The 22957-nt window shown below is 70.5% G+C and carries 19 protein-coding genes; 7 read left to right on the top strand and 12 right to left on the bottom strand.

The features are described 5' to 3' along the window. The first annotated feature begins 285 nt into the window (after positions 1–285). The 3 genes from ABAZ39_RS36255 to ABAZ39_RS22520 all read left to right on the top strand — a co-directional run bounded on the left by ABAZ39_RS36255 (position 286) and on the right by ABAZ39_RS22520 (position 4471). Entirely contained in the window at positions 286–459 is a 174-nt protein-coding gene (locus tag ABAZ39_RS36255; protein WP_155903579.1) for a hypothetical protein, read from the top strand. Between the two features lie 254 nt (positions 460–713). After that, the gene (locus tag ABAZ39_RS22525) at positions 714–1298 is read left to right on the top strand and encodes a carbonic anhydrase (protein WP_040135104.1); all 585 of its coding nucleotides are present in this window, start codon (positions 714–716) and stop codon (positions 1296–1298) included. A 254-nt stretch (positions 1299–1552) separates the two neighbouring features. Next, positions 1553–4471, top strand: coding sequence for a PAS domain S-box protein (locus tag ABAZ39_RS22520; protein WP_040135102.1), 2919 nt, complete (start codon positions 1553–1555; stop codon positions 4469–4471). 22 nt (positions 4472–4493) lie between these two features. On the opposite strand, the gene tyrS is transcribed toward ABAZ39_RS22520, so the two are convergent. Continuing rightward, a complete protein-coding gene (gene tyrS / locus ABAZ39_RS22515) occupies positions 4494–5768 on the bottom strand; it encodes a tyrosine--tRNA ligase (protein ID WP_040135100.1) in 1275 nt (424 codons plus the stop codon). Positions 5769–6102: 334 nt separating this feature from the next. On the opposite strand from tyrS, the gene ABAZ39_RS22510 reads away from it, so the two are divergent. After that, entirely contained in the window at positions 6103–7119 is a 1017-nt protein-coding gene (locus ABAZ39_RS22510; RefSeq protein ID WP_040135098.1) for a 4-(cytidine 5'-diphospho)-2-C-methyl-D-erythritol kinase, read from the top strand. Positions 7120–7132: 13 nt separating this feature from the next. Here ABAZ39_RS22510 and ABAZ39_RS33300 read toward each other — a convergent pair whose 3' ends face one another. Together ABAZ39_RS33300 and ABAZ39_RS22500 are read right to left on the bottom strand one after the other, a co-directional pair. Next, a complete protein-coding gene (locus tag ABAZ39_RS33300) occupies positions 7133–7675 on the bottom strand; it encodes a glycine zipper 2TM domain-containing protein (protein ID WP_051658373.1) in 543 nt (180 codons plus the stop codon). Positions 7676–7811: 136 nt separating this feature from the next. After that, the gene (locus ABAZ39_RS22500) at positions 7812–8675 is read right to left on the bottom strand and encodes a LysR substrate-binding domain-containing protein (protein ID WP_247875013.1); all 864 of its coding nucleotides are present in this window, start codon (positions 8673–8675) and stop codon (positions 7812–7814) included. A gap of 116 nt (positions 8676–8791) precedes the next feature. On the opposite strand from ABAZ39_RS22500, the gene ABAZ39_RS22495 reads away from it, so the two are divergent. Both ABAZ39_RS22495 and ABAZ39_RS22490 read left to right on the top strand, forming a co-directional pair. Continuing rightward, on the top strand, positions 8792–9691 hold the full coding sequence (locus ABAZ39_RS22495) for a DMT family transporter (RefSeq protein ID WP_040135094.1): 900 nt from the start codon (positions 8792–8794) through the stop codon (positions 9689–9691). Positions 9692–9875: 184 nt separating this feature from the next. Then, positions 9876–11516: a Na/Pi cotransporter family protein gene (locus tag ABAZ39_RS22490; RefSeq protein ID WP_247881687.1), complete on the top strand. Its 1641-nt coding sequence runs from the start codon at positions 9876–9878 to the stop codon at positions 11514–11516. A gap of 19 nt (positions 11517–11535) precedes the next feature. Here ABAZ39_RS22490 and ABAZ39_RS22485 read toward each other — a convergent pair whose 3' ends face one another. The 8 genes from ABAZ39_RS22485 to ABAZ39_RS22450 form a co-directional block, all read right to left on the bottom strand. Further along, a complete protein-coding gene (locus ABAZ39_RS22485; RefSeq protein ID WP_040135090.1) occupies positions 11536–12468 on the bottom strand; it encodes an NAD-dependent epimerase/dehydratase family protein in 933 nt (310 codons plus the stop codon). Positions 12469–12851: 383 nt separating this feature from the next. Next, the gene (locus ABAZ39_RS22480) at positions 12852–13247 is read right to left on the bottom strand and encodes a response regulator (protein ID WP_040135088.1); all 396 of its coding nucleotides are present in this window, start codon (positions 13245–13247) and stop codon (positions 12852–12854) included. Further along, positions 13225–15267 (bottom strand): MASE3 domain-containing protein, encoded by a 2043-nt coding sequence (locus ABAZ39_RS33295; protein ID WP_051658370.1) that lies wholly within the window; start codon positions 15265–15267, stop codon positions 13225–13227. Before ABAZ39_RS33295 ends, ABAZ39_RS22480 begins: the two co-directional genes overlap by 23 nt. 218 nt (positions 15268–15485) lie before the next feature. Beyond that, positions 15486–15872, bottom strand: coding sequence for a ribbon-helix-helix domain-containing protein (locus tag ABAZ39_RS22470; protein ID WP_051658369.1), 387 nt, complete (start codon positions 15870–15872; stop codon positions 15486–15488). A 105-nt stretch (positions 15873–15977) separates the two neighbouring features. Continuing rightward, positions 15978–16688, bottom strand: a complete 711-nt coding sequence (locus tag ABAZ39_RS22465; protein ID WP_040135086.1) for a Crp/Fnr family transcriptional regulator — start codon at positions 16686–16688, stop codon at positions 15978–15980. A gap of 56 nt (positions 16689–16744) precedes the next feature. Next, the gene (locus ABAZ39_RS22460; RefSeq protein ID WP_051658368.1) at positions 16745–17527 is read right to left on the bottom strand and encodes a TfuA-like protein; all 783 of its coding nucleotides are present in this window, start codon (positions 17525–17527) and stop codon (positions 16745–16747) included. Positions 17528–17567: 40 nt separating this feature from the next. After that, a complete protein-coding gene (locus ABAZ39_RS22455; protein ID WP_040135084.1) occupies positions 17568–18830 on the bottom strand; it encodes a YcaO-like family protein in 1263 nt (420 codons plus the stop codon). Positions 18831–19008: 178 nt separating this feature from the next. After that, positions 19009–19203 carry a hypothetical protein gene (locus ABAZ39_RS22450; protein ID WP_040135081.1) on the bottom strand — a complete coding sequence of 65 codons (195 nt, stop codon included), beginning with the start codon at positions 19201–19203 and terminating at the stop codon, positions 19009–19011. A 260-nt stretch (positions 19204–19463) separates the two neighbouring features. Here ABAZ39_RS22450 and ABAZ39_RS22445 point away from each other — a divergent pair, with 260 nt between their 5' ends. Next, the gene (locus ABAZ39_RS22445; RefSeq protein ID WP_051658367.1) at positions 19464–19772 is read left to right on the top strand and encodes a ribbon-helix-helix domain-containing protein; all 309 of its coding nucleotides are present in this window, start codon (positions 19464–19466) and stop codon (positions 19770–19772) included. 53 nt (positions 19773–19825) lie between these two features. On the opposite strand, the gene ABAZ39_RS22440 is transcribed toward ABAZ39_RS22445, so the two are convergent. Next, positions 19826–22900 (bottom strand): ATP-binding protein, encoded by a 3075-nt coding sequence (locus ABAZ39_RS22440; RefSeq protein WP_051658366.1) that lies wholly within the window; start codon positions 22898–22900, stop codon positions 19826–19828. Positions 22901–22957 lie beyond the last annotated feature (57 nt).

Here is a 22957-nt window from a genome sequence, read left to right as displayed (position 1 = left end):
CCGCGCGCAGCGTGGGAAGGGTGAGGGTGCAGGCAAGGACCGGCGCCTTGATCCTCGTGAGACCCCGAGAGACGCCGACCACACCACTCGTGTGGGAAGGGTGAGGGTGCAGGCAAGGACCGGCGCCTTGATCCTCGTGAGACCCTCACCCGGCCCTTCGGGCCACCCTCTCCCGGGGCGGGAGAGGGGCTTGCACCCTGTACGGGCGGTATAAGGCGTTGACTCGCGCCGGATCGTCCTCACATGCTGTTGCGGTGTTCAACAGATTTGAAAGGAGGTGATCCAATGTCTCATGGAGCCAAGCCGGTAGCCGTTCTGTTCGGTCTCGCCGCCCTCCTGACGGCGGGGGTCGCCAGCGCGGATTGCTCCTCCAGCCACAGCGCCAGCGCCGGCACGCAAAAGCCGGCCAGCGACACGGTCGCCACCGGCGACCGGGCTTCGGGCAGCACCCGCGGCTGATACCAGCAACGCAACACCGGCAGCACCATGCCGAACGGGCCGTTTCCCACCTGGGAAGCGGCCCGTTTCTTTTTGGTGTCCGGTGGACGGGCCGAAGGTTCTCGTTCCAGTTTGTCCAGATAGTCCTGTCATCATGCTGTGCCCTTCTGGTCCATGAAAGATTCGTCTACGAATAATGCGGTCTCGGAAGCGGTGCTGTACTGCGGTCTCCATGGGCGTTCGGCCCCACGAAACCTCAACGACGTGGAGACCTCATGCAGTACCGACAAAGCTCCGGACTTGACTTCGGCTCGACCTGTTGCGGTGGCCTTCGGCACGACTCCCGCCGGACCTTTCTGAAGCTCGCCACGCTGGGCGCCGGGGCTGCGCTGATGGCGCCCCTGACCTCCGGCGGCGCCCGTGCCGCCCAGCCCGGCGGCGAGGTGGACGCTCTTCTGCTCTCCTGCATGGATTACCGGCTGATCGACGACATCGGCCGCTACATGGATGGGCGCGGGCTGACCAACCGCTACGACCATGTGATTCTGGCCGGCGCGTCGCTGGGCGCCCTGACCGACCGGAAGAAGGCGTGGGGCGAGGCCTTCTGGGACCATGTGGCGGTCGCCAGGCAACTGCACCAAATCAAGCGCGTGATGGTCATGGACCACCGCGACTGCGGCGCCTACCGCGTCTTCCTGGGGACAGATCTGGTGGCGGACCGGGAAAAGGAAACCGCCGCCCACGCTGAGCAACTCCGCGCGCTGGGCGCCGCGATCAAGGCGCGGCATCCCGGTCTGGAGGTGGAACTGCTGTTGATGGCGCTCGACGGCCGCGTCGAGTCCATCGCCGAATCCGCCTGAGGACGGGCGGAAAATCCCTCGGCGCCGGGGCATCGGGTGCCGGTTCCTCCGGCGCCTTTATAATTCGTATGCGAAATAGTCGGTTGAGCGCGGCCCCTCCTTTTGGTAAACGCAAGGTAAGGATGTGGCCGGCGGGGTAGCGGGGCACCGCTGCCGCGGATACGACGGCGTGCATCGGACCCGGGGTGCCATGCGTCCCTTGGGAAGTGCAGGGTCGTGCCGTTCCCTTCCGCCGTGCTTTTCCCGGGCTGCCGATGAGCATTCTCACACGCCTTGTCCTGCTCGTCCTCCTCGCCAGCCTGCCGGCCATCGGCATCCTGGCCCACAACAGCCTGACCGCCATCGAGGCGGGGGAGCGGCAGGCCGAGGCCGAGGCCCGCCGCCTGCTGACCCTGATCCAGGATGAGCAACAGCGGGTCGTGGAGGGCATGCGCGGCGTGCTGGTGACGGTGGCCGAGATGGCGCCGCGGCTCGCCATCGACCCCCAGCAATGCTCCTCCACCCTGAACCGCCTGCGTGGCCGGCTGCCGCGTGTGAAGGGAATCGCCCTGACCGATCTCGACGGCTCGGTCCGCTGCGCCAGCGATGCGAAGTTGAACGGCCTGATGGTGGGGACGCTGCCGCACATCCGCATGGCGCTCTACGGGCAGGGCTTCGTCGTCGGCGACTACGCGGTGCGGCGGCTGGACGGTCGGCCCGTGCTGCCCTTCGCGGCGCCCTACACCGACGGGGCGGGCCGCATGGCGGGGGTGGTGTCCATCGCGCTCGACGCCGGATGGCTGCGCGAGTATCTGGCGGAGAAGCCGCTGCCGCCGAACGCCATGCTGGTGCTGGCCGACCGCAACGGCACGCTGCTGGGCCGTTTCCCTGGCAGCGACGACCAGCGGGTGGGCAAGCCGCTGCCCGAACCGCTGATGGCCCTGTTGCGCGCACCGTCCGAAGGTGTCGCCGAAATGCCCGGCCTGGACGGCGAGCCGCGGATCCTGGCCTACGCCCCGGTGGACCAGAAGGTTCGCGAGCTGTTCCTGGCGGTCGGGCTGGATCGGACGGAGGCGCTGCGCCCCGTCACCGCCGCGGCGGAGCGGAGCGCCTTCCTGCTGGCGCTGGCGGCGGCGCTCTCCCTGACCGCGGCCTGGATCGGCGCGCGCCTGTTCGTGCTGCGCCCGGTGGCCCGGCTGAAGCGGGTGGTCGAGCGCTGGAGCGCCGGGGACCGCAACGCGCGGATCGGACGGCCGGGCGACCGCTCGGAGATCGGTGCCTTGGGCCGCGCCTTCGACTCGATGGCGCAGGAGCTTCAGGCGCGGGAGCAGGCGCGCGACGCCGCCCACGCCGCCGAACACCGCATGGCCGCGATCCTCGCCGCCTCCACCGACGCGGTGGTGGAGCTGGACCATGAGGGCCATGTGACCTTCGCCAACGAGAAGGCGGCGCGCCTGTTCGGCGACGGCGGGGACCTCGTGGGGCACGTCTTCGTGGCCCTGCTGCCGCCCGGCGTGGCCGAGCCCTTCACCGCGCGCTTCCGCGATGCTCTGGACCGGGGAGAGCCGGAGGAATTCGAAATCCGGCTGGCCGGTGACGAGAAACGGGCCGGTGGCGACTGGTACGCCCTGCGCCTGTTCGCCACCGGCGACCGGCTGGCCGTCTACGCCCAGGACGTGACCCGCCGCAAGGAGGACGAACGGGCGATCCGGCGGGCCGTGGAGCGTCACCGCTCCCTGCTGGAAACCGCCGCCGACGCGATCCTTCTGGTGGACGCCAAGGGCACGGTGCACACCTACAACCGCGGCGCGGAGCGCATCTTCGGCCATAGCCCGGCCGACGCGGTCGGGACGGACGTGGGCCGGCTGATTCCGGGCGGCCTTGTTCCCGAGCCTCTCAGCCCGGACCGGCTGGCCGACGGAGTCGCGCGCGAGGTCGAGGGGCGGCGCCGCGACGGGCTGGCGGTGCCGCTGGAGCTGTCGCTCTCGGCCTGGAGCGACGGCGGCGACCGCTTCTTCACCGCCATCCTGCGCGACATCACCGAGCGCAAGCGCACCGAATCGGCGTTGCGCCGCGCCAAGGACCAGGCGGAGCGGGCCAACCGGGCGAAGTCGCGCTTCCTCGCCGCGGCCAGCCACGACCTGCGCCAGCCGGTGCAATCGCTTTTCTTCCTCACCTCGGCCTTGGACGAGCAGACCCGGGGCACCCCGGGTCACGACACGCTGAAGACCATGCAGCAGGCGCTGGAGGCGCTGAAGCGCCTGCTCGACGGGTTGCTGGACATCTCCAAGCTCGACGCCGGGGTGGTCGAGCCGGTGACCACCACCGTGGCGATCCAGCCCCTTTTCGAGCGCCTCGCCGCCGAATACGCGCCGGAGGCGGCGCGGCGCGGCCTGACCCTGCGCGTCGTCCCGACCACGCTGCACGCGCGCAGCGACCCCATGCTGCTGGAGCGGGTCGTCCGCAACCTGCTGGACAACGCCTTGCGCTACACCGGGCGGGGCGGGGTGCTGCTGGGCGTGCGGCGGTCGCGCCGCCGCTTCCACATCGCCGTGTGCGACAGCGGCGCCGGCATCCCGCCGGACCGCCAGGAGGATATCTTTGAGGAATTCACCCAGCTCGGCAACCCGGAGCGCGACCGCGAGAAGGGGCTGGGCCTCGGCCTCGCCATCGTGCGGCGGCTGTGCGCCCTGCTCGGCCATTCCGTGGCCCTGCGGTCGCGGCCGGGCAGCGGATCGACCTTCCTGGTCACCGTTCCCGCCGCCGAGCCGCCGCGGCCCGCCGTGACGACGGTTCCCGCGGTCGGCCGGACGGAGGGCGGCGGGTGCCGGCTCGTCCTGATCATCGACGACGAGGTGATCATCCTGATGGGGCTGCGCGCCATGCTGGAAGGCTGGGGCTACGAGGTCATCGCCGCCACCGCCGGGGACGAGGCGATCCGCCTGCTCGACGAGGCCGGGCGGCGGCCGGACGTCATCCTGGCCGACTACCGGCTGCGCCACGGCAAGACCGGGCCGGAGGCGTTGCGCGCGATCCACGCCCATTGCCGGGCGTCGATTCCCAGCATCATCCTGACCGGCGACACCGCCCCCGAACGCATCGTCGAGGCCCAGCGCAGTGGCTTCGCCATCCTGCACAAGCCGGTGTCGTCCCATCACCTGAAGCAGGTGGTGGCCGAAGCCGGGGGCCGCTGAGGGCGCCCGGCTTCGGCTCTGCTCACCGAACCCGGACCAGCGCGTGGCGCTTGCGGCCAGCGGACAGGCGGATGAGGCCCTCGCCGTCGAGGTCCGCCGTGGTCAGCAGCGCCGCCTCGTCGGTGACGGGAGTGCCGTTCACCCGCGCCCCGCCGTCGCGGATCAGCCGCCGTGCTGCCCCCTTCGACTCGGCGAGCCCGGCGGCGGCCAGCAGATCGGCCAGCCGGACGCCGGCGGTGAGGTCGGCGCGGGCGGCCTCCACCGTCGGCAGGCCGCCGCCGGCCCCGGCCTCTTCGAAGACCCGGCGGGCGGTTTCCCCCGCCTCGGCCGCCGCCGCCACGCCGTGGCAGAGGGCTGTCGCCTCATGGGCGAGGATTTTCTTGGCTTCGTTGATCTCCGATCCCTGGAGCGCTTCCAGCCGGGCGATCTCGTCCAGCGGCAGTTCGGTGAACAGGCGCAGGAAGCGGCCGACGTCGGCGTCCTCCGTGTTGCGCCAGAACTGCCAGAAGTCGTGCGGGCTGCGCCGGTCGGCGTTCAGCCACACCGCCCCCGCCGCCGTCTTGCCCATCTTGGCGCCCGACGCGGTGGTCAGCAGCGGCGTGGTCAGGCCGAACAGCTCCGTCCCGTCGACGCGGCGGGCCAGCTCGATCCCGTTGACGATGTTGCCCCACTGGTCCGACCCGCCCATCTGCAGCCGGCAGCCGTGGCGGCGCGACAGCTCCAGGAAGTCGAAGGCCTGGAGGATCATGTAGTTGAACTCCAGGAAGGTCAGCGGCTGCTCGCGGTCGAGCCGCAGCTTGACGGAATCGAAGCTCAGCATCCGGTTGACGGTGAAATGGCGCCCGATGTCGCGCAGCATCGGGATGTAGCGCAACTCGTCCAGCCAGTCGGCGTTGTCGACCATCACCGCGCCGTTCGGCTCTTCGTCGCCGAAGGACAGGTACTGGGCGAAGGCCCGGCCGATGCCGGCCATGTTGGCGGCGATCTGCGCGTCGTCCAGCATGGGGCGGCTGGTGTCGCGGAAGCTGGGGTCGCCGATGCGCGTGGTGCCGCCGCCGATCAGCACGACGGGCCGGTTGCCGGTCTTCTGGAACCAGCGCAGCACCATGATCGAGACGAGATGCCCGACATGCAGGCTGTCCGCCGTGGCGTCGAAGCCGATGTAGGCGCCGACCGGCCCCTGGCGCAGCAAGGCGTCGAGGCCCGACAGGTCGCTGCCCTGATGCAGGAAGCCGCGCTCATCGAGCACGCGCAGGAAGTCGGACTGGAAGGGGCTGGAAGCGGCGGGGGTCGCCATGGTGCTGATCTCCGGAAGGGAAGGGCCGCGTCCCGGAGATCATCTGTCGAAGCACATGCCGCCGGTCAGCGGCGGCATGGTTCATATGGTCAAGACCGAACGCGCCGCCCTATGGGAGCAGCGGATAATAGCGGCTGAAATGGTGCGTGCGCGTCGTCATGGCCGGAAAGCTAGGCGCGCCGGAGCGGGGCGTCAAGGGTGGAAGACGCGCCCGGCCCACCCCGTTTGTCCGGTGACCGGGCACCAGGGCTCTGGCGCTCACCGCGGCCATGCCGCATAAAGCCCGTCTTCCCCCTGTCGGGAGGAAGGGCTTTTCGTTTGCGGGGACCCGACCATGAACGCCATCGCCGAAGCTGCGCCGGCCAAGCTGAACCTCTATCTGCATGTGGTGGGCCGCCGGGACGACGGCTATCACGAGCTGGACAGCCTCGTCGCCTTCGCCGAGGTGGCGGACCGGGTGACGGTGCAGCCGGGCGTGGCGCGGATCGCGCTGCGCGGGGTCGATCTGCCGCCGGTCGGGCCGCGACTGGCCATCTCCGGCCCCTTCGGCCCGGCGCTGATGGGCGAGAACCCGGCACAGAACCTTGTCATCCGCGCCGCTTACGCGCTGGCCGCCCGGCTGGGGCGCGAGGCCGACCCGATGATCGCGCTCGAAAAGGTCCTGCCCATCGCCTCCGGAATCGGTGGCGGTTCGGCGGACGCCGCCGCGACGCTGCGTGCCCTGGCCCGGCTGTGGGGCGTGCCGGTGACCGACCAGCGCCTCTATGAGGTCGCGGCGTCGCTGGGCGCCGACGTGCCGGTCTGCGTCGCCGGGCGGAGCTGCTATTTCGGCGGCGTGGGGGAGGTGCTGGAGGAGGCGCCGGCCCTGCCGGAGACCTTCGCGGTGCTGGTCAACCCCGGCGTGCCGGTGCCGACTCCCGCGGTGTTCAAGGCGCGCCGGGGAGCCTTCTCCGCTCCGGCCCGCTTCACCGGGGCGCCGGCCAACGCCGCGGCGCTGGCCGCGCTGCTGAGGGAACGGCGCAACGACCTGACCGACCCGGCGCTGACCGTCGCTCCGGTGATCGCCGCGGTACTGGCGGCGCTGGACGATACGGACGGCTGCCTGCTGGCCCGCCTGTCGGGCAGCGGCGCGACCTGCTTCGGCCTCTACGCCGATGCGGAGCACGCCGCCGCCGCGGCCCGCTCGATCCAGGCCGCACAGCCGCGCTGGTGGACGAAGGCCGCGCGGCTGCTGCCGACCCCGGCGGACGCGCCGCCGCTGCCCACGGGATTGGTGGCCCCAGCCGCGGTCACCACGGCCCCGGCGCCGCCGGTCCCCTTCCCGGACACCGGCGGCTGGGGAGTCGGCTGACCTCTTTCGGGGCTTAGCAGCCGCCGCCGCGCGTCATCGCGCCGCCTAGCATGGCGCCGCCCAGCGTGCCGGCGGCGGTGGCCGCCAGCTTGCCGTCGCCGCGCCCGAACTGCGAGCCGACCAGCCCGCCGACGGCCGCCCCGCCGAGCACGCCGATCAGGTCGCCGTCGAGCGGCCCGCACTCCACCACCTGTGGCGCGGCGCGGACCACGCGCGGGCGCTGCTGGACGATCACCGGCGGCGGCTCCTCGATGTAGACGGGGGCCGGGGCGTAATGCACGACCGGCGGCTCCTCGTAGACCACCACCGGCGGGGGGCGGCGCACGATCACCACGCGGCCGTCGCCATAGCCGCCGTCGATGTAGCCGTGCTCGTAATAGCGGCCCCGCTCGTGGCGCTCGCGCTCGTGATGGCGCTCCTGCTTGGCGCGCCAGCCGTGGGCCGGCGCCCAATCGGGCGGGTCGGCGAGGACCGGGGACGCTCCAGCGCCCAAGGCCGCCACACCGGCGAGCAGCGCGATGGCGATGGATTTGGGGGTGAAGCGGATGTGCGTCATGATGGCTCCAGGGTACGTCTCACCCGAATGAACATCCGGGGGCGGAGTCTTCATCCATCCGACGACCGTGGGGGGCGTGACCTTTTTGGGGTGCGCGAAAGGGCTAACCCGTCCTTGCCCCGCCCCGCCGTGCTCCTCACGCCCACACCGGTTCGGGAAGGCTCTCCGTCAGCAGCGCGGTGACCATCTCCACCCCCGCGCCGCGCGTCGCACTTCCGGTCAGCAGCGCCAGCTCCGTCTCCGGCAGCGCCGGCAAGCCGTCCGCCACGCCGAGGAAGCGCGCGCCGGGCGGCAGGGCGCTGTGGGGGAGCACGCTGACGCCCAGCCCGCCGGACACCGCGGCGCGGACCCCGGCGTGGTTGGGGCTGGAATAGGCGACCCGCCAGCGCCGCCCGGCGCGTTCCAGCTCATGCACCGCGCGGTTGCGGTAGACGCAGCCCTGCGGAAAAAGCACCAGCGGCAGCGGGTCCTCGCGGTGCAGGTCCTCCGCCGCCGGGCCGATCCAGCAGAGCGGCTCCCGCCACGCGCGCAGTGCGCCGGGGCGGCCGGGTTCCTGCTTGATCAGGGCGATGTCGAGGTCGCCGCACTCCACGTCGGCGCGCAGGCGCACCGACAGGTCGCAGCGCACGTCCAGCCGCAGCCGCCGGTTCGCCCGCGCGAAGTCGGCGAGCAGGCGGGGCAGCCGCTCCACCGCGTAATCCTCCGGCACGCCCAGCCGCACCACCTCCGCCGCCGGGCGCCCGGACAGCACGGCGTTCGCCTCGTCGTTCAGCGCCAGCAGCCGGCGGGCGTAGCCGAGCAGCCGCTCGCCGTCGTCGGTCAGTGCGACGGCGCGGCTGTTGCGGTCGAGGAGCGGCAGGCCAACCTGCTCCTCCAGCCGGCGGATCTGCTGGCTGACCGTCGATTGCGTCTTGTGCACCCGCTCGCCGGCCCGCGTGAAGCCGCCGGCGTCCACCACCGAAACGAAGGTGCGCAACAGGCCCAGATCCATCTCGCGCATCGGACCAATCATTCAGGTTTCGAATGCAATGGATGATATCATCCAATTTCCAAATGGAAAGACCTCGCGCCATCCTCTCTCCAATGCACAACCTTCCGCATGGGAGAGGACCGTCCATGACTCACGCCGCCACGCACCCCTTACCCCTGGCCGATCCGCGGGCAGCGCCGCTTGCCCTGGTCGTGCCCTTCTGCCTCGCCTGGAGTTCGGCCTTCGCCGCGGGGAAGATCGGGCTGGCCAACTGCCCACCGCTGCTGTTGCTGGCCTTCCGCTTTTTGATGGCCGGGACGCTGCTCGTCGCGGTCGCGGCGTGGCGGGGCGAGTATCGGGGGATGGCTGGGCGGACGCTCGGCCTGCTGGCGCTGCTCGGCCTGCTCAACCACGCGCTCTATCTGGGGCTGAGTTACAGCGGCATGACCCACGTGTCCTCCGGCCTGACGGCGCTGATCGTCAGCGCGAACCCGGTGCTGACCGCAGCGCTGGCCGCCCTGGTGCTGGGCGAGGCGATGAACCGGCGCAAGGCACTGGGGCTGGCGCTGGGGGTGGCCGGGGTGGCGCTGGTTGTCCGCGGGCGGCTGGGCAGCGGGACGGACGCGCCGCTGGGCATCGCGCTGGCGGTCGGCGCGCTGGTGGCGCTGTCGGCGGGGACGCTGCTGTTCAAGCGGCTGGCGCCACGGACCGGGCTGCTCGCCGGGACCGGGGTCCAGGTGCTGGCGGCGGGCTTGGCGCTGCTGCCCCTCGGGCTGCTGCTGGAGGACGCCGGGTCGATCCGGCTGACCGCCGGTTTTGCCGGATCGCTGGCCTATCAGGCCTTGGTGGTGTCGATCGGCGGCTACCTGCTGTGGTTCCGCCTGCTGCAGCGGACGAGCGCCACGGAGGCCAGCGCCTATCACTTCCTGATGCCGCCGCTCGGCATGCTGTTCGGCTGGGCGTTGCTGGGCGAAACGGTGCAGCCCTGGGACCTGCTGGGCATCCTGCCGGTGGCGCTGGGCATCCGGCTGGTGACGCGGGGGTAAAAGCCGTATCCTGGCAAAAAGGGATACGCCTTTCGCGGGGGATCAGGTTGCGCCCTGCGATTGTTACGTTTTCATGACGCCCCACTCTCCATCGTCCTGTTGTTGAGGCCCACACGCCGGGAGGCCCGCCATCACGACCGCCGCCGTCTCGCCCACCCTGGTCCTGATCGACATCCTCGGCGCCGTGGCGCTGCTGCTGTGGGCGCTGCGGCTGGTGCGGACGGGTGTCTTCCGGTGGGGCGGCGCGGCGGTTCGCCGCTGGGTCGGCTACGGCACGCGCAACCGTCTGGCCGCTTTCCTGGCCGGGGTCGCCGCCACCATCGCGGTGCAGAGCAGCACGGCCACCGCCCTGATGACCGCCTCGATGGCCGGGCAGGGCTTCATGACCACCCCCATGGCGCTGGCAGTGATGCTGGGCGCCGACGTCGGGACCAGCCTCGTCGCCCGGCTGCTCGCCATCGATCTCCACTGGCTGTCGCCCAGCCTGCTGCTGCTCGGCGGGGCGCTGCACGCGCTGGGCGGCGAGCATCGCGGGCGGCGGGCGCTGGCCCGCATCCTGGTCGGCATCGGGCTGATGCTGCTCGCCCTGAAGCTGCTGGGCGCGGCCACCCTGCCGGTCCGGGAGTCGGCGCTGGTCCAGGCGATGCTGGAGGCGTTGGGCGGCGAGCCGTTCTTCGCCCTGATCGTCGCGGCGGCACTGACCGCGGCGGTGCATTCCAGCCTCGCCACGGTGATGCTGGCGGGGTCGCTGGCCGGGGCGGGGGTGATCGGGACCGAGACGGCGGTGGCGTTGGTCCTGGGCGCCAATCTCGGCGGCGCCATCCCGGCGGTGCTGGCGACGTCGGCCGACGGAGCGATGGCGCGGCGGGTGCCGCTGGGCAATCTGCTGGTCCGGGTGACCGGGTCGCTGCTGGCCCTGCCGCTGGTGCCGGTGGCGTCGTCGTTCCTGGCCGGCATGGCCCCGCTGACGGCGGTGGTCAGCGCGCATGTCGCCTTCAACGCGGCGCTGGCGCTGCTTTTCCTGCCGCTGGTGACTCCGCTCGCCCGGCTGACCGAAGGGCTGCTGCCCCAGCCGGAGGACGCGGGGGAGGACGCGGCGACGCCCCGGCATCTCGATGAATCGGCTCTGGAGACGCCCTCCGTCGCCATCGCCGGTGCGGTGCGCGAAACCCTGCGGCTGGGCGATCTTGTGGAGGATATGCTGCGCCGCAGCCTGACCGCCCTGCGCCAGAACGACGAGCGTCCGATCGCCGAGGTCAGCCGCGCCGACGACCGGGTGGACCGGCTGCATACCGCCCTCAAGCTTTACCTCGCCAAGCTCGGCCGCCGCCACCTCGACGCCGAGGAGACCCGGCGGGTCGATGACCTGATGGCCTTCGCCATCAACCTGGAGCACATCGGCGACATCATCGACAAGAGCCTGATGGAACTCGCCGCCAAGCGCATCCGTCACCACCTGCATTTCGCGCCGGAGGATTTCCGCGAGGTCGAGGAGCTGCACCGCCGCACGGTGGAGAACCTGCGCACGGCGCTGGGCATTCTGATCGGGGAGGACCGGCGGCTGGCCCGCCAGCTCATCGCCGGCAAGGACGCGGTGCGGGCGCTGGAGCGCACCGCCACCGCCCGCCATCTCGACCGCGTGCGCCGCGGCGACGCCGCCAGCATCGAGACCAGCGCCCTGGTGCTCGACATCCTGCGCGACCTGAAGCGTATCAACGCCCACGTCGCCGCGGTCGCCCTGCCGATCCTCGATCAGGTGGGGGAACTCAGCGAAAGCCGCCTGAAGGTCGTCGGGCTGCCCCGGTTGGAAAGCCGCGACGTGTAGGGGAGGGACCCCCGCGGGTTTACCGCGGCATCTCCCCGGTCAGGGTCGCGCTCAGCCCTTGCAGCAGGCCGAACCGGCAGCCTTCGCCGAAGGTGGCGCGCAGCCGGGCCGGGTCGCCGATGGACACGCGGATGTCGCCCGCCCGCGCCGGCTGGTGCAGGCGGCGGACCCGGCTGGCGCACAGCTCCTGCAGCACCTCAAGCAGCATCAGCAGCGAGGTCGGGCGGCCGGTGCACAGGTTGAAGACCTCCGCCCCCTGGGGTTGGCGCTCCATCGCTTTTACGAGGAAGCGCACGACGTCGCCGACGAACACGAAGTCGCGAACCTGCTCGCCGTCGCCGAAGATCGTCACGTCCTCACCCTGCGCCACGCGGCGGGCGAAGATCGAGATCACCCCGGAATAGGGCGAGGACGGGTCCTGCCGCGGCCCGTAGACGTTGAAGAAGCGGAAGCCCGTCGTCGGCACACCGTGGATGGCCCAGGCGACGTTGGCGTGCAGCTCACAGCCCAGCTTGTCCACGCCGTAGGCGGACAGCGGACGCGTCGCGGCGTCCTCGCGCAGCGGGGTGGCGGTGTTGTCGCCGTAGACCGCGGCGGAGGAGGCATAGACCACCGGCACCGGGTTGCCGTTGCGGGCGCTGCGCGCCGCCTCGAAGACGGTGACGGTGCCCGACAGGTTGGTGCGGTGGGTTTCCGCCCACAATTCGCGCGAGCGTTGGACGGAGGCGACGGCTGCCAGATGGAACACGCCGTCCACCCCCTGCATCGCCTGATGGACCGCGTCCGGATCGGCGACATCGCCGACCACCAGCTTCGCCAGAAGCGGCTTGTTCTCCAACCGGCCGGTGCTCATGTCGTCCAGGATGGTGACCCGGTGCCCGTCGCCGATCAGCCGGTCGGCCAGATGCGATCCGATGAATCCGCAGCCGCCGGTCACGAGAAAATGGGCCATCCGCCGTCCTTTCCACCATCGCAAAGCATGATGTCATAGTGGCGAGGGGAGGCGGGACGGACCAGACCATCTTAGGGGTAGGGGACGGTGCATGGGGTGCGCCGATGCTGGCCGTTCGGGGAGGCGGATCCCGAATCGGTGCCGTTTCAGGGGTGTCTCGCGGTACCCTCGCGGCGGGCAGGCGGGACCGAGGGTTCAACAGCCTTATCCACCATCTTATGCACTTTTTTGTGGATAACTTCGGTCAAGGGGAGCGATGGCCGCCATGATGCCTGCCGGACACATTGTGTGCCGGAAGACACAGCGGGACGGTGTCGGCCCGCTGTCTTTTGCCCGCTGTTCTTTGGCCCGCTGCTCGATGGCATGCTGTTGGTTTGCGGCCGTCAGCCGGGCTCGGAGTCCGGTGTCACGGACAGCAGGCGGGCCACCGCCTTGCGCAGCTCCTCATTGAGGAAGGGCTTGTAGAGCACAGCGTCCGCCGCGAACATTTCGGCCATCTTCAAGGCATAGCCCGCGGGCAGGTTCGGCGCCCCGCCCGACATGGCGAGCACCTTTCCGTCGGGGTTGCGGGTGCGCGCGGCCTTGATAACCTCCACCCCGTCGGCTTCGGGCATCAGCACGTCGGTGACGATCAGGTCGAAGACCGCGCCTCCGTCCAGCAGGGCGATGGCGACGCGGCCGTTTTCCGCCTCCATGACCTCATGGCCCGCCTGTTCGATCACTTCGGTCACCGCCAGCCGCACGGCGGCTGAATCCTCAACGACCAGCACCTTCGCCATGAACCAGCATCCCATCTGTCGTTTGGCCCGGTCCGCCGGGTGGGGCGGTGGGCAGGTCGATGATGAAGGACGTCCCGCGTCCGGGGGTGCTCTCGACCCAAACGTCGCCGCCCCCGTTGCGCACAATACCATATACCACCGAAAGCCCAAGCCCCGTCCCCTTCCCGACCGGTTTGGTGGTGAAGAAGGGGTCGAACACGCGCTGGCGCGTCGCCTCGTCCATTCCCGTGCCGGTGTCGGTCACAGCCAGCCGCACATACCGGCCTTCGCCGAGCGGGTGGAGGGGCGTGTCCCGCTCCTTCCGGGTCAGGGACAGGGCGTTGATGGCCAGGGTGCCGCCCTGCGGCATGGCATCGCGGGCGTTCTGGATCAGGTTGAGGAGGACCTGGGTCAGTTCGGTTGCGGTGATCGTCACCGGGGCCAGACCGGGTTCCAGACGCGCACGCGTCTCGATGGACGGCGGCATCGAGGGGGCGGCCAGTTCCAGGGCGGAATGCACGGCTTCCTCAAGATTGCCCGGCGGCGACTCGGCCACCTCGACGCGGGCGAACTGGAGGACGTCGCGCATGATCGTGCGGGCCTTCACGCCGCTGTCATGGATGGCGTTCAGGTAGGCCTGCAGCTTGCGATCCTCCTCGACGCGGCCGCGCGCCAAATCGGACAGGCTGATGACCGGTTGCAGCAGGTTGTTGATCTCGTGGGCAAGGCCGCCGACGAGGCTGCCGAGCGCCGCCATGGTCTGTTTCTGCCGCGCGGCTTCCGCCGATTGGCGCCGCGCGCTGATGTCGCTGGTCGTTCCGCGGTAGCCGAGAAAGGTGCCGCTGCCGTCATAGCGCGGCGTGCCGCTGACCATCACCCAGCGCGCGGCTCCACCCGGCGAGGCCAGCGGGAAGGAGAGGCGGCGGAAGGGCTCCCGCCGGTGCAGGGCCTCGGTCAGGACGGGGAAATCCTCCTCGGGACGGTTGCGGTCCAGAAGATCGGCGTGGGTGAATCCCAGAAGCTCCGCCCCGCCGCGCCCGGTGGATTCCTGGGCCCGCGGCGACAGGGCGGTGAAGCGCCCACGCTCGTCGGTTTCCCAGAACCAGTCGTTGGAGCATTCCAGAAGCGCGCGCCAACGCGCCTCGCTCTCGCGCAGTTCGGCGGTGCGGGTGGCGATCAGCGTCTCCAGACCGCTCAGATGGTCGCGCAGGGCCTCCTCGCTGCGGCGCATCCGGTAGAAGGCGAGGTCGTAGGGGTTGCGCAGGGCGGTGACGATGATTGCCCGGTACAGCAGGTAGAAGGACAGGATCTTGATGAAATGCCCCAGCGCGTTCATCGCCCCATGGGGATCGTCGTAGAGCGTGAAGATCAGTTCCTGCGGGGCCAGCAGGGCGATGCCGGCGAAGGTCAGGCCGAACACCCTGGGCTCGAACTGCCGGCGCTTGCCGCACAGCAGCAGGCAGGCAACGACCGCCGCGGCGCTGAACGTGTATTCGGCCGCGATCTTGAAGGAGGTCAGCCCGACGCCCGGCACGAAGGCGTCGGGCATGATGCCGAAGGTGAAGATCGACAGGAAGGCGCAGGCCAACGCGGCGGCCTGGATCAGCAGCACGTCGCCCGCGCGCAGCCGCGTCTCGGTCAGCAGCGGCGCGGCCAGGAAAACCGCCGCCTGAAGGCCGCGGGCGGCGATCCAGAGCTGGGTGGATTGGTTGGCGCTGGCCTCGCCGATGACGTTCATGCCGGGAAAGGCGATGGCGTGGAGCAGGTCCAGCAGCGCGATGCCGGGCATGGACAGGCCGACGAAGGCGAGAAAAGGCGACTGGTTGGTGTCGCGCGTGTTCCAGGCGATCGTGAAGATCGTCATGGAGATGGCGACGGCGAACATCTCCACGCAGAGATGGAACAGCAGGTAGTTGTGACGGACCAGCACGGTCAGAACCGCCATGAGAACCAGCAGGGCGGCCAAGCCCGACAGGAAGGAGCGGTCCCGGAGCCAGCGGGCAAACATCGGTCGGATGGCGGACGGCTGGGTCCCGCTCATGAACGGTCGGCTCCGCGGTTGACGGGAAGGGCGGCCCACGGATGGCCGGGTCAGCCGACCGCGCGACGCCGCAGGACCGATCAACACACCAAATCCCGTCGCGGTGCAAGCCGGACGTTGCACCTTGTCAAGCCGACGCGGCAATTCCTCACGGCAGAACGGTGGCCACCGTCCTGTCTTCGCACCATGGTCTGTTGGGCGGAAACACCACCAGGAAATCAGCCTTCCTTGGCGGGCTGGGCCGGAGGCAGATCGAAGGGCGTGCTGACGAAGGGGTCACCGCGGCCATGGCCGGCCCGGTCGTGACCTTTCTCGGTCGCCGCCTTGCGGTAGTAGCCGACGATGAACACGCGGGCCGCGTTGGCCAGCGACACGGCGTTGCCGCGCGACCTGCGGGACTGCGAATCAAGGCGGTCCTTGAGGTCGCTGCACAGTTCATCCACGGTCAGGTCTTCCCGCTGGCAGATGTCGTCCAGCGCTTCCCAATAGGAAGGCTCCAGCCGAAGCTGCGTCGGGCGCCCAAACAGCTTGACGGTACGCGCCACCAGCGGGATGGCGTTCAGCGGCGATGGCGCGTTGGACGCCTGTGAATCCTGACCCGACATAGCCCTGTATTCCTTGACTGTCAGCCGTGTTTTTTATCGTGCAGTCAATATAGCGTGATTGAAAAAATTTGCGACGATAAAACTCACCGGACGTGCTGAGTGACCTTACGGCACGTCACCCGACTCTCCCGCCATATCCCTAAGCATGTATAGATTGGTGACGACAATAAAACCTTTGTTATAGGTAATCGCTCCGGCACTGCGCAATGCACGCAGGCTTTTGTTCACCATCTCGCGGGTGACACCCAGCATGGACGCCAGGGCTTCCTGGGACACCGGCTGGTTGATGCGCAGTCCGGCGGGCGTCTTCTGCCCATAAGTGTCCGCCAGCAGAAGGATACGCCGGGCCAGCCGGCGTGGCACGTCGTGGAAAACCGCATCCTCGATGTTCTCCGACACCCAGCGCAGCCGTTCGCACAGCACGCCCATCATGCGGATGCACAGCGAGGGGTGGCGCTCCAGGAAGGAGATGAATTCCGGACGGTCGATGCGGAACAGTTCCGCCGGGCGCAGCGCGGTGGCCCCGGCGGTGCGGTCCTTGCCGTCGATCAGCGCGATTTCCCCCAGCACGTCGCCGGGGTTCAGGATGTTGAGCAGCATCGTCTTGCCGTCCTCGGACGAGGTCGAGACGGCGATCTGCCCCTTCATGATCGCGTACAGGCAATCGCCGGGATCGCCCTTGCTGAAAACGGTCTGGTTTTCGTGGAACCGCGACACCCGGCCCAGCGCGACCAGTTCCTGCATCCGGGCGTCGTCGAGAACGCCCAACATTCGGTTGCGCCGCAGGATGCCGGCGACGTCCTTCAGTAAGGCCATGGCGCTCGCGGTCCCGGTTGAGTTCCGTCGGACCGTTGATGGCACCCGGCGGACGATCAGTCCAGCGGATTCCCCGCCGAGGGATGCGGGGCGGGACGATGCGCCCCGTCCCGCAGGGCGCGGTCCCACAGGGCGGTGTGCTCGAAATGGAACCGCGCCTCGGGCGCGGGCGCGCCGTAGGCGGCCCAGCGGCGCATGGTCTGGAGCAGGTCCAGGGCGTCCTCCCGCTTCTGGTCGCACCGTCCCTTGGGCAGCCAGTGGCGGAGGTCGGCGAGTTCCTCCTCCGGCAGGCCCTCGGCGGCGGCCACGCGGAGCAGCCGGCCATAGCCGCGCTCGCGATAGGGCAGGGCCTTGGCGATCGCCTCGAGCCGCCGCGCCGTGGCGGCGGGGACGACGCCCTCCTGCGCGGCGTCCGCCAGCGTGCGGCGGATGTTCACCATGGCCTCGGACAGGCTGGGATAGCCGAGTTCCGCCGGGCCGTGGATCACCGCCACCTCGTCGTCGTCCTCCAGCCGCCCGTCGCGGAAGGCGTCGAAGACGGCGCCGACGCCGATCATGCCGAAGGGGTGCAGCTCCGCGGCGCGCAGGGCGCCCATGCTGGATGCCCCGAACACCGCCACCCCCTGGTGGATGGCGTGCAGGATTTCCTTGTGCCAGACGGATGGGATGTTCTCAAAGTAACCGTCGACGATGCCGATCGCCCGCGGCTTGCGCTCGCACAGCCGGATGACGTCGCCCTGGGCGACCGGCGGCAGATAGGTGGCGTCCAGAAGCCGGGCCGCGTCGGGGCGGGGCAGGGTGGGGCCGAGGAAGACGTAGAGGCCGTCCGGCGTCTGCATGGGAGTCTCCACCTTTGCTCTCACGATACCAACTCCGGCCTCAAACGCCGGCCACGGCGCGCGCCCGCGCGCCCATCGCGTAGTCCGGGGAGGAGTCCAGCCCTTCCAGGCCGGGGATGACCAGACGGACCACGGCGATGCCGAATTCCGGCTTGGTCAGGTCCACCGCCACGGCCTCCTCGATGCCGGCGGCGCGCAGCCGGGCGAGCTGGCAGGCCAGATCCTCCTCGACGGTGCGCCCGGCGAGGCTGGGGATGGCGGCGAAGTCACGGCGCCCGGCCCCCTCGGTGATCAGCGCCGTCCAGCGCGTGTGCTGCGCCGGGTCGAGGTGGCGTTCGTATTCGGAGCGGGGCATGTCGTCGCGCGCCCCGGCGATGAAGGTCAGCCGGCTCTGCGCCGCTTCGGTCAGGGCGCGGGACAGGGCGACCTCCCGCGCGGCGTGGCAGCCCATGCCCATGGCCGGACGGATGCTGTGCTGCGGCGCGTCGTCCCGCGTCGCGATGCGGCAGAGGACGGCCGGCAGGCCGATGTCGCTGGTGATGTCCCACAGGCCGACCGCGACTCCCGCGTCGTCGAAGCGGTCGAGCAGCGAGCGGCAGACCGGATCGGCGACGCTGTCCGGGTCGATGCGGGTGGCGGCCTGGGCCTCCGGAGAGGCGAGGCGCCACAGGGTGGCGGCGTCGCGCTCGACCAGTTCGGTCATGGCGTGCGCGGTCGCCTCGGCGAGGCTGTTGCCCGAGGCCAGCCCGTTCGAACCGGCCAGGAAGCAGCCGGACCCCGGCGGCATCGGCAGCGTGAAGTTCAGATGCACCGTCTCGAACGGCACCCACGTCCGCCCGCCGCCCAGCAGATCGTCGCCTTCGATCCACAGCATCGGGGTGTGGGGGGTGAAGGCGCTGGTCGACAGCCGCGGCAGGCGGGCGACATCGACCACCCGGTGGGTCCAGCGCAGCTCGTCGTAGCTGGCGAATTTCAGGGGCAGGGTGATGCGTTCGGCGTGGTAGCTCTCGATCGACTCCATGACGCCCGACGCCTTGGCGGCGGCCAGGGTCACGCCCTTGCCCTGGGCGACGGAGATGGAGCGGGAATTCGGCCGGGTCACCATCACGACCGGTATGCCCACGTTGTCCAGCCCCGTGACGTTCGCCACCCGCGTGATGCCCATGACGGGAAGGAAGGGGGCGACGCGGGCCAGAGTCTGGTCCGGCGTGGCGATCCGGTGGGTTCCGGTGGTGTGGACCTTCAACGGCTGGTCGGACATGGCCGGGTCCCGGGCGAGGCCGCGGACGAAATCGAGGGGCATGGAAGAGGGTCTCCGCCGTAGGATGCCGACCTGGTATGCCCGTGGTTGAGCCGGACGGAAAACCGGCGAAGGACGAGGGAGCGGGCGGGGACCGTGGCAGGCCGGCCAGGGAAAACGCCGGCCGCCACGGCCCGAAGAACAGGCCCGAGCAGCGGGCCCTGCAGGTTCGCCCCGCCGATCAGAGGCCCGGGGTGATCGCGTGGCGGGCGGCCTCGTGGTCGTCGCTGTTGAAGGCGCGGCGGTCGCCGATGCGGGCGGTGGCGGTCAGCGCGGCGGCCTGCTCGGCAACTTCGGTCACACCCTGGGCGGTCACGGCGAAGAGACGGCCGTCGGCACCACGGATGAGGGCGGTCTGGTCGATGATGGCGGTCATGGGAACAGCTCCTGGGCGTGGGTTTCGAGGAACCGCGAATACTGCGGTATGTCGGAACCTTCGCTGGAATGCCCCGTCCGGACTGTGAAGAACTTCACATGCCGGACGCCCCGTGCCCGGGTAAGAATCGCTTACACACGCACACGCGTATGTCAGTCCACGCGCATGTCGGTCCCGGATGTGCAGTCCCGGAAAAATTCCGGAGATCCGGGAAAGAACCGCGAGGCCGAGAACCGGCAAGCCGAGACAGGAGCGTACCGATGAAGTTGGACCGCCGTATTCCCCGCAGCCTCGACGAGATGGCCGACCTCAGCTCGCTCACGGCGCCGCCCGCCGTGGTGACGCGCTCGCTGACGATCGGGGGGCGCCGCGCCAGCCTGCGGCTGGAGGCGACGATCTGGGACGGGCTGAAGGACATCGCCAAGTCCCAGGGCAAATCGCTGGAGGCGCTGTGCGCCGACATCCACGACAGCCGGACGGAGGGCATTCCCTTCGCCACCAGCGTCCGGGTCTATGTGCTGAATCACTTCCGCCGCACCGCCGCGGGCAGCACCACGCTGGTTGCCTGACGCTCCGGAGGAGCGTTCGCCCGGATCAGGTCACCCGCATCGCGTCAGCCGGATCACGTCACTGGGCCGGACGCGGCGAGGCAGCGGCGGAAGGCCCGGCAGCGGTCGGCGAGCGGCATCATGGACAGCTGGCGGCTCATCGTCTCGGCAGCCGCCAGATGCTCCATGGCCTCGCGATGCTGGCCGACCGCGGTGAAGGCCTGGGCCAGGGCGAAGTGCGACCAGCCCTGCTCGGACAGTTGGCCGGCGTCCGTCGCGATGCCCAGCGCCTTGGCGGCGCAACCGATCGCGGTGTCGTGCTGCGCCGTTTCCAGGGCGAGATCGGACATCCAGTTCAGAATCCGCGGCCGGGGCAGCGAGTGGTTCAGGATGTGCGCCTGCTCCAGGCTGGCGTTGAGCAGCCGTGCGCCCTCCGTGGCGCCACCGGTGCGGGCGATGGCGTAGCCTAGCGCGCCCAGCGTGATCGGCTGGAAGATGTGCAGGCGCGTCGCCTCGGTGATCGTCACGGCGTCCTTCAGCAGAGGCAGCGCGTCGGCGAAGCGCTCGCCGATGATGTGGACCAGCGCCAGATGGACCTTCACCGACGACACGGAGAAGGCGTGCCCGACCTCCTCCGCGATGTCGAGCGCGTGGAGCATCACCCGGACGGCCTCGTCGTCGCGCCCCAGCTCGGCGAGGCAGCGGCCCTGGTAGGCGGCGGTGATGGCGACCGCCACCGCGGTCAGGCCGAACCGCGCGCGGGGGGCATGAGCCAGCGCCAGGGTGCGCGCCTCCTCCAGCTTCTCCTGAGCCTCCGGGAAGTGCCCCTTGTCCACCAGCATGCCGCCCAGCCGCATCAGCCCCTGGATGCGCAGCTCCATCGTCCCCTGGTTGCCCAGATGGTCGAGCGCGCTGCGGCTGAGCGCGATGGCCCCGTCGAGCACGCCGTAGACCCACTGGAAGGACGCCTTGAGCGAGGTCGCGCGGGCGTAGCGGATGCGGTCGTCGATCTCCAGCGCCATGTCCCGCGCCTCCTCCAGCGGGTCGCCGGCCAGCTGGCGCCCCTGCGGCAGCAGGACGAGGGGAATGCCGACCCAGAGGTCGATCCGCCGCTGGGTGTTGCGGCGGGTGTCCGGCAGATGGTCCAGGGCCTTCAGAGCCTGCTCGTAGAAGCGCCCGGCGTCGAAATGCTTGCAGCGCATCTCCGCCCGGCGCCCGGCCCGGCGGCCATAGGCGCAGGCGAGCGGCCAATCCTCGGCGTAGAAGGCGTGGTGGGCGATCAGTTCCGCCCGGTTGGGCAGGTTGCGGTCGGACCGCCGCCGCAGGGCGTGCAGGACGCGCCCGTGCAGCGGCTGACGCTCCCGCTTGGTCAGGGTGGCGTAGGCGACCTCCTGAACCAGCGCGTGGCGGAAGGTCAGCTCCAGATTGGGCAGCAGGCGGGAGCGCGCGAAGAAGCCGCTCTGCTCCAGCCGGGCCAGGGCGGCCGGCAAATCGGCGGCGGGGATGGGCGACACCGCGCGCAGCAGGCCGAGATCGACCGAGGTGCCGATCACCGCCGCGTGCATCAGCACCCGCCGCGGACCGGGTTCCAGCGCGTCGATCCGCGAGGCCAGCAAGCCGTGCACCGTGGCCGGCAGGACCATCCGGGCATCGGTCTTGCCAAGGCTGTAGCGGCCCGGACTGCCGACGATGACCCCGGTGGTCTCCAGGGTGCGCAGCGACTCCTCCAGATAGAGCGGCACGCCCTGGCTTTGCGTGGCGACGCGCGCCTTCAGATCGGCCAGCGACGGGCTATGCCCCAGCCAATGGTCCAGGAACTCGTCGGCCTGCAACGGCTCCAGCGGTTCGAGCGCGATGGTGTGGACCGAATCCGGCGCGGACCAGCCGCCCGGCGTGTCGGGCCGCGAGGTGACCAGGACGAAGACCCGGGCGTCCTCCACCCCCTCGGCCAGGGCGTCGAGCAGGCGGTTGGTCAGCCCGCGCGTCCAGTGCGCGTCCTCGACGAGGATCAGCAGCGGACGCTCCACGGACAGCTCGCGGATCGCCGCGACCAGCCCCTCGACGCTGAAATCGGCCTTCTGGGCGGGGTCCAGCCCCTGCCACAGCGGGTGGACGGAGGGCTGGCCGAGCAGCTCCCGCATCGCCTCGCCGGCCAGCTCGCCGCCGTTGCGCGTGGCGGCGGCGGTCAGGCGCGCCACCGCCACGCCGTCCCCTGCCGCAGCATCCGGTGAAGGGTCATCCGCCGTTCCGCAGACCGCCAGGGCGAGGCAACGGGCTGCCGCCTCCAGGTCGTCGGGGTCGCCCAGGCGGCGGATCGGGAACTGCGGCCAGATGGTGGTAATGAAGGGCTCCGCCTCCGCGCTGCGCATCAGCTCTCCGGTCAGCCGGGACTTGCCGATGCCGGCTTCCCCGACCAGGACGGCGCAGGCGCCGCGGCCCCGCTCGGCCTGCCGCAGCGCGCCGGTCAGCACCGCCAGTTCGGGCCGGCGCCCGACGAACAGGGTGCCTTCGGCCGACAGCAGGTCCATCGCCGTGAGCCGCATCGCCCGCGCCGCCTCCAGCGCGAAGGCGCTCACCGGCTCCGCCGTGGCGGACAGGCGCAGCGTCCCCGCCGGGCGGACGGTCAACCCTTTGGGCACGAGGTCCAGCGTCTCGCGACTCAGCAGCACGCTGTTGGGCTGCGCCCGCTGCTGGAGCTTGGCGGCGACGTGCACGGTTTCGCCCACCGTGCGGTAGTCGGTCCAGACGCCCGTCTCGATGATCTGGGCCACCACCTCGCCGGAGCTGATGCCGATTCGCATCTTGAACTCGTCCGAATCGATGGCCGAGCGGGCGATGTCCTGCGCGGCGAGGCAGGCGCGCAGCGCATGATCCTCCAGCGCGGAGGGGGCGCCGAACACCGCCATGATGCCATCGCCCAGCACCTGGGCCACCGTGCCGCCATAGCGCCCCACCGCGTCGGTGAGGATCTGGAGGATGGTCAGTAGGGTCTGGTCGGCTTCCTCCGGGTCGCGGCCGGAGACCATGCTGGAGGATTCGACGATGTCGGCGAACAGGATGGTGACGACCTTGCGTTCCGCGCTGTTGCGCAAGGCCGCTCCGCCATCCGGCGAATCGGCGGCGGTGGACCCGGCGTTGGGCGCAGGCATAGGCCGGCACGACGCCTCCCGAGGCGCCGCCGTGGGCATCGATTGCGATTCGCCCAG

The sequence above is a fragment of the Azospirillum argentinense genome (assembly GCF_000632475.1).
In the GTDB taxonomy this organism is placed as follows: Bacteria; Pseudomonadota; Alphaproteobacteria; order Azospirillales; family Azospirillaceae; genus Azospirillum; species Azospirillum baldaniorum.
The sequence above is the reverse complement of the archived record's forward strand: the minus strand, read 5'-3'. Positions and strand labels throughout refer to the sequence as shown.

Excerpts from the sequence above, each read along its gene's own strand:
- ABAZ39_RS33300 (WP_051658373.1), bottom strand. The coding sequence starts at position 7,675 with ATGACGCACATCCGCTTCACCCCCAAATCCATCGCCATCGCGCTGCTC.
- ABAZ39_RS22470 (WP_051658369.1), bottom strand. The coding sequence starts at position 15,872 with ATGTCGGGTCAGGATTCACAGGCGTCCAACGCGCCATCGCCGCTGAAC.
- ABAZ39_RS22480 (WP_040135088.1), bottom strand. The coding sequence starts at position 13,247 with ATGGCGAAGGTGCTGGTCGTTGAGGATTCAGCCGCCGTGCGGCTGGCG.
- ABAZ39_RS22485 (WP_040135090.1), bottom strand. The coding sequence starts at position 12,468 with ATGGCCCATTTTCTCGTGACCGGCGGCTGCGGATTCATCGGATCGCAT.
- ABAZ39_RS22495 (WP_040135094.1), top strand. The coding sequence starts at position 8,792 with ATGACTCACGCCGCCACGCACCCCTTACCCCTGGCCGATCCGCGGGCA.
- ABAZ39_RS22455 (WP_040135084.1), bottom strand. The coding sequence starts at position 18,830 with ATGCCCCTCGATTTCGTCCGCGGCCTCGCCCGGGACCCGGCCATGTCC.
- ABAZ39_RS22460 (WP_051658368.1), bottom strand. The coding sequence starts at position 17,527 with ATGCAGACGCCGGACGGCCTCTACGTCTTCCTCGGCCCCACCCTGCCC.
- ABAZ39_RS22525 (WP_040135104.1), top strand. The coding sequence starts at position 714 with ATGCAGTACCGACAAAGCTCCGGACTTGACTTCGGCTCGACCTGTTGC.
- ABAZ39_RS22500 (WP_247875013.1), bottom strand. The coding sequence starts at position 8,675 with ATGCGCGAGATGGATCTGGGCCTGTTGCGCACCTTCGTTTCGGTGGTG.
- ABAZ39_RS36255 (WP_155903579.1), top strand. The coding sequence starts at position 286 with ATGTCTCATGGAGCCAAGCCGGTAGCCGTTCTGTTCGGTCTCGCCGCC.
- ABAZ39_RS22445 (WP_051658367.1), top strand. The coding sequence starts at position 19,464 with ATGAAGTTGGACCGCCGTATTCCCCGCAGCCTCGACGAGATGGCCGAC.
- ABAZ39_RS22510 (WP_040135098.1), top strand. The coding sequence starts at position 6,103 with ATGAACGCCATCGCCGAAGCTGCGCCGGCCAAGCTGAACCTCTATCTG.
- ABAZ39_RS22465 (WP_040135086.1), bottom strand. The coding sequence starts at position 16,688 with ATGGCCTTACTGAAGGACGTCGCCGGCATCCTGCGGCGCAACCGAATG.
- ABAZ39_RS22520 (WP_040135102.1), top strand. The coding sequence starts at position 1,553 with ATGAGCATTCTCACACGCCTTGTCCTGCTCGTCCTCCTCGCCAGCCTG.
- tyrS (WP_040135100.1), bottom strand. The coding sequence starts at position 5,768 with ATGGCGACCCCCGCCGCTTCCAGCCCCTTCCAGTCCGACTTCCTGCGC.
- ABAZ39_RS22440 (WP_051658366.1), bottom strand. The coding sequence starts at position 22,900 with ATGCCTGCGCCCAACGCCGGGTCCACCGCCGCCGATTCGCCGGATGGC.
- ABAZ39_RS33295 (WP_051658370.1), bottom strand. The coding sequence starts at position 15,267 with ATGAGCGGGACCCAGCCGTCCGCCATCCGACCGATGTTTGCCCGCTGG.
- ABAZ39_RS22450 (WP_040135081.1), bottom strand. The coding sequence starts at position 19,203 with ATGACCGCCATCATCGACCAGACCGCCCTCATCCGTGGTGCCGACGGC.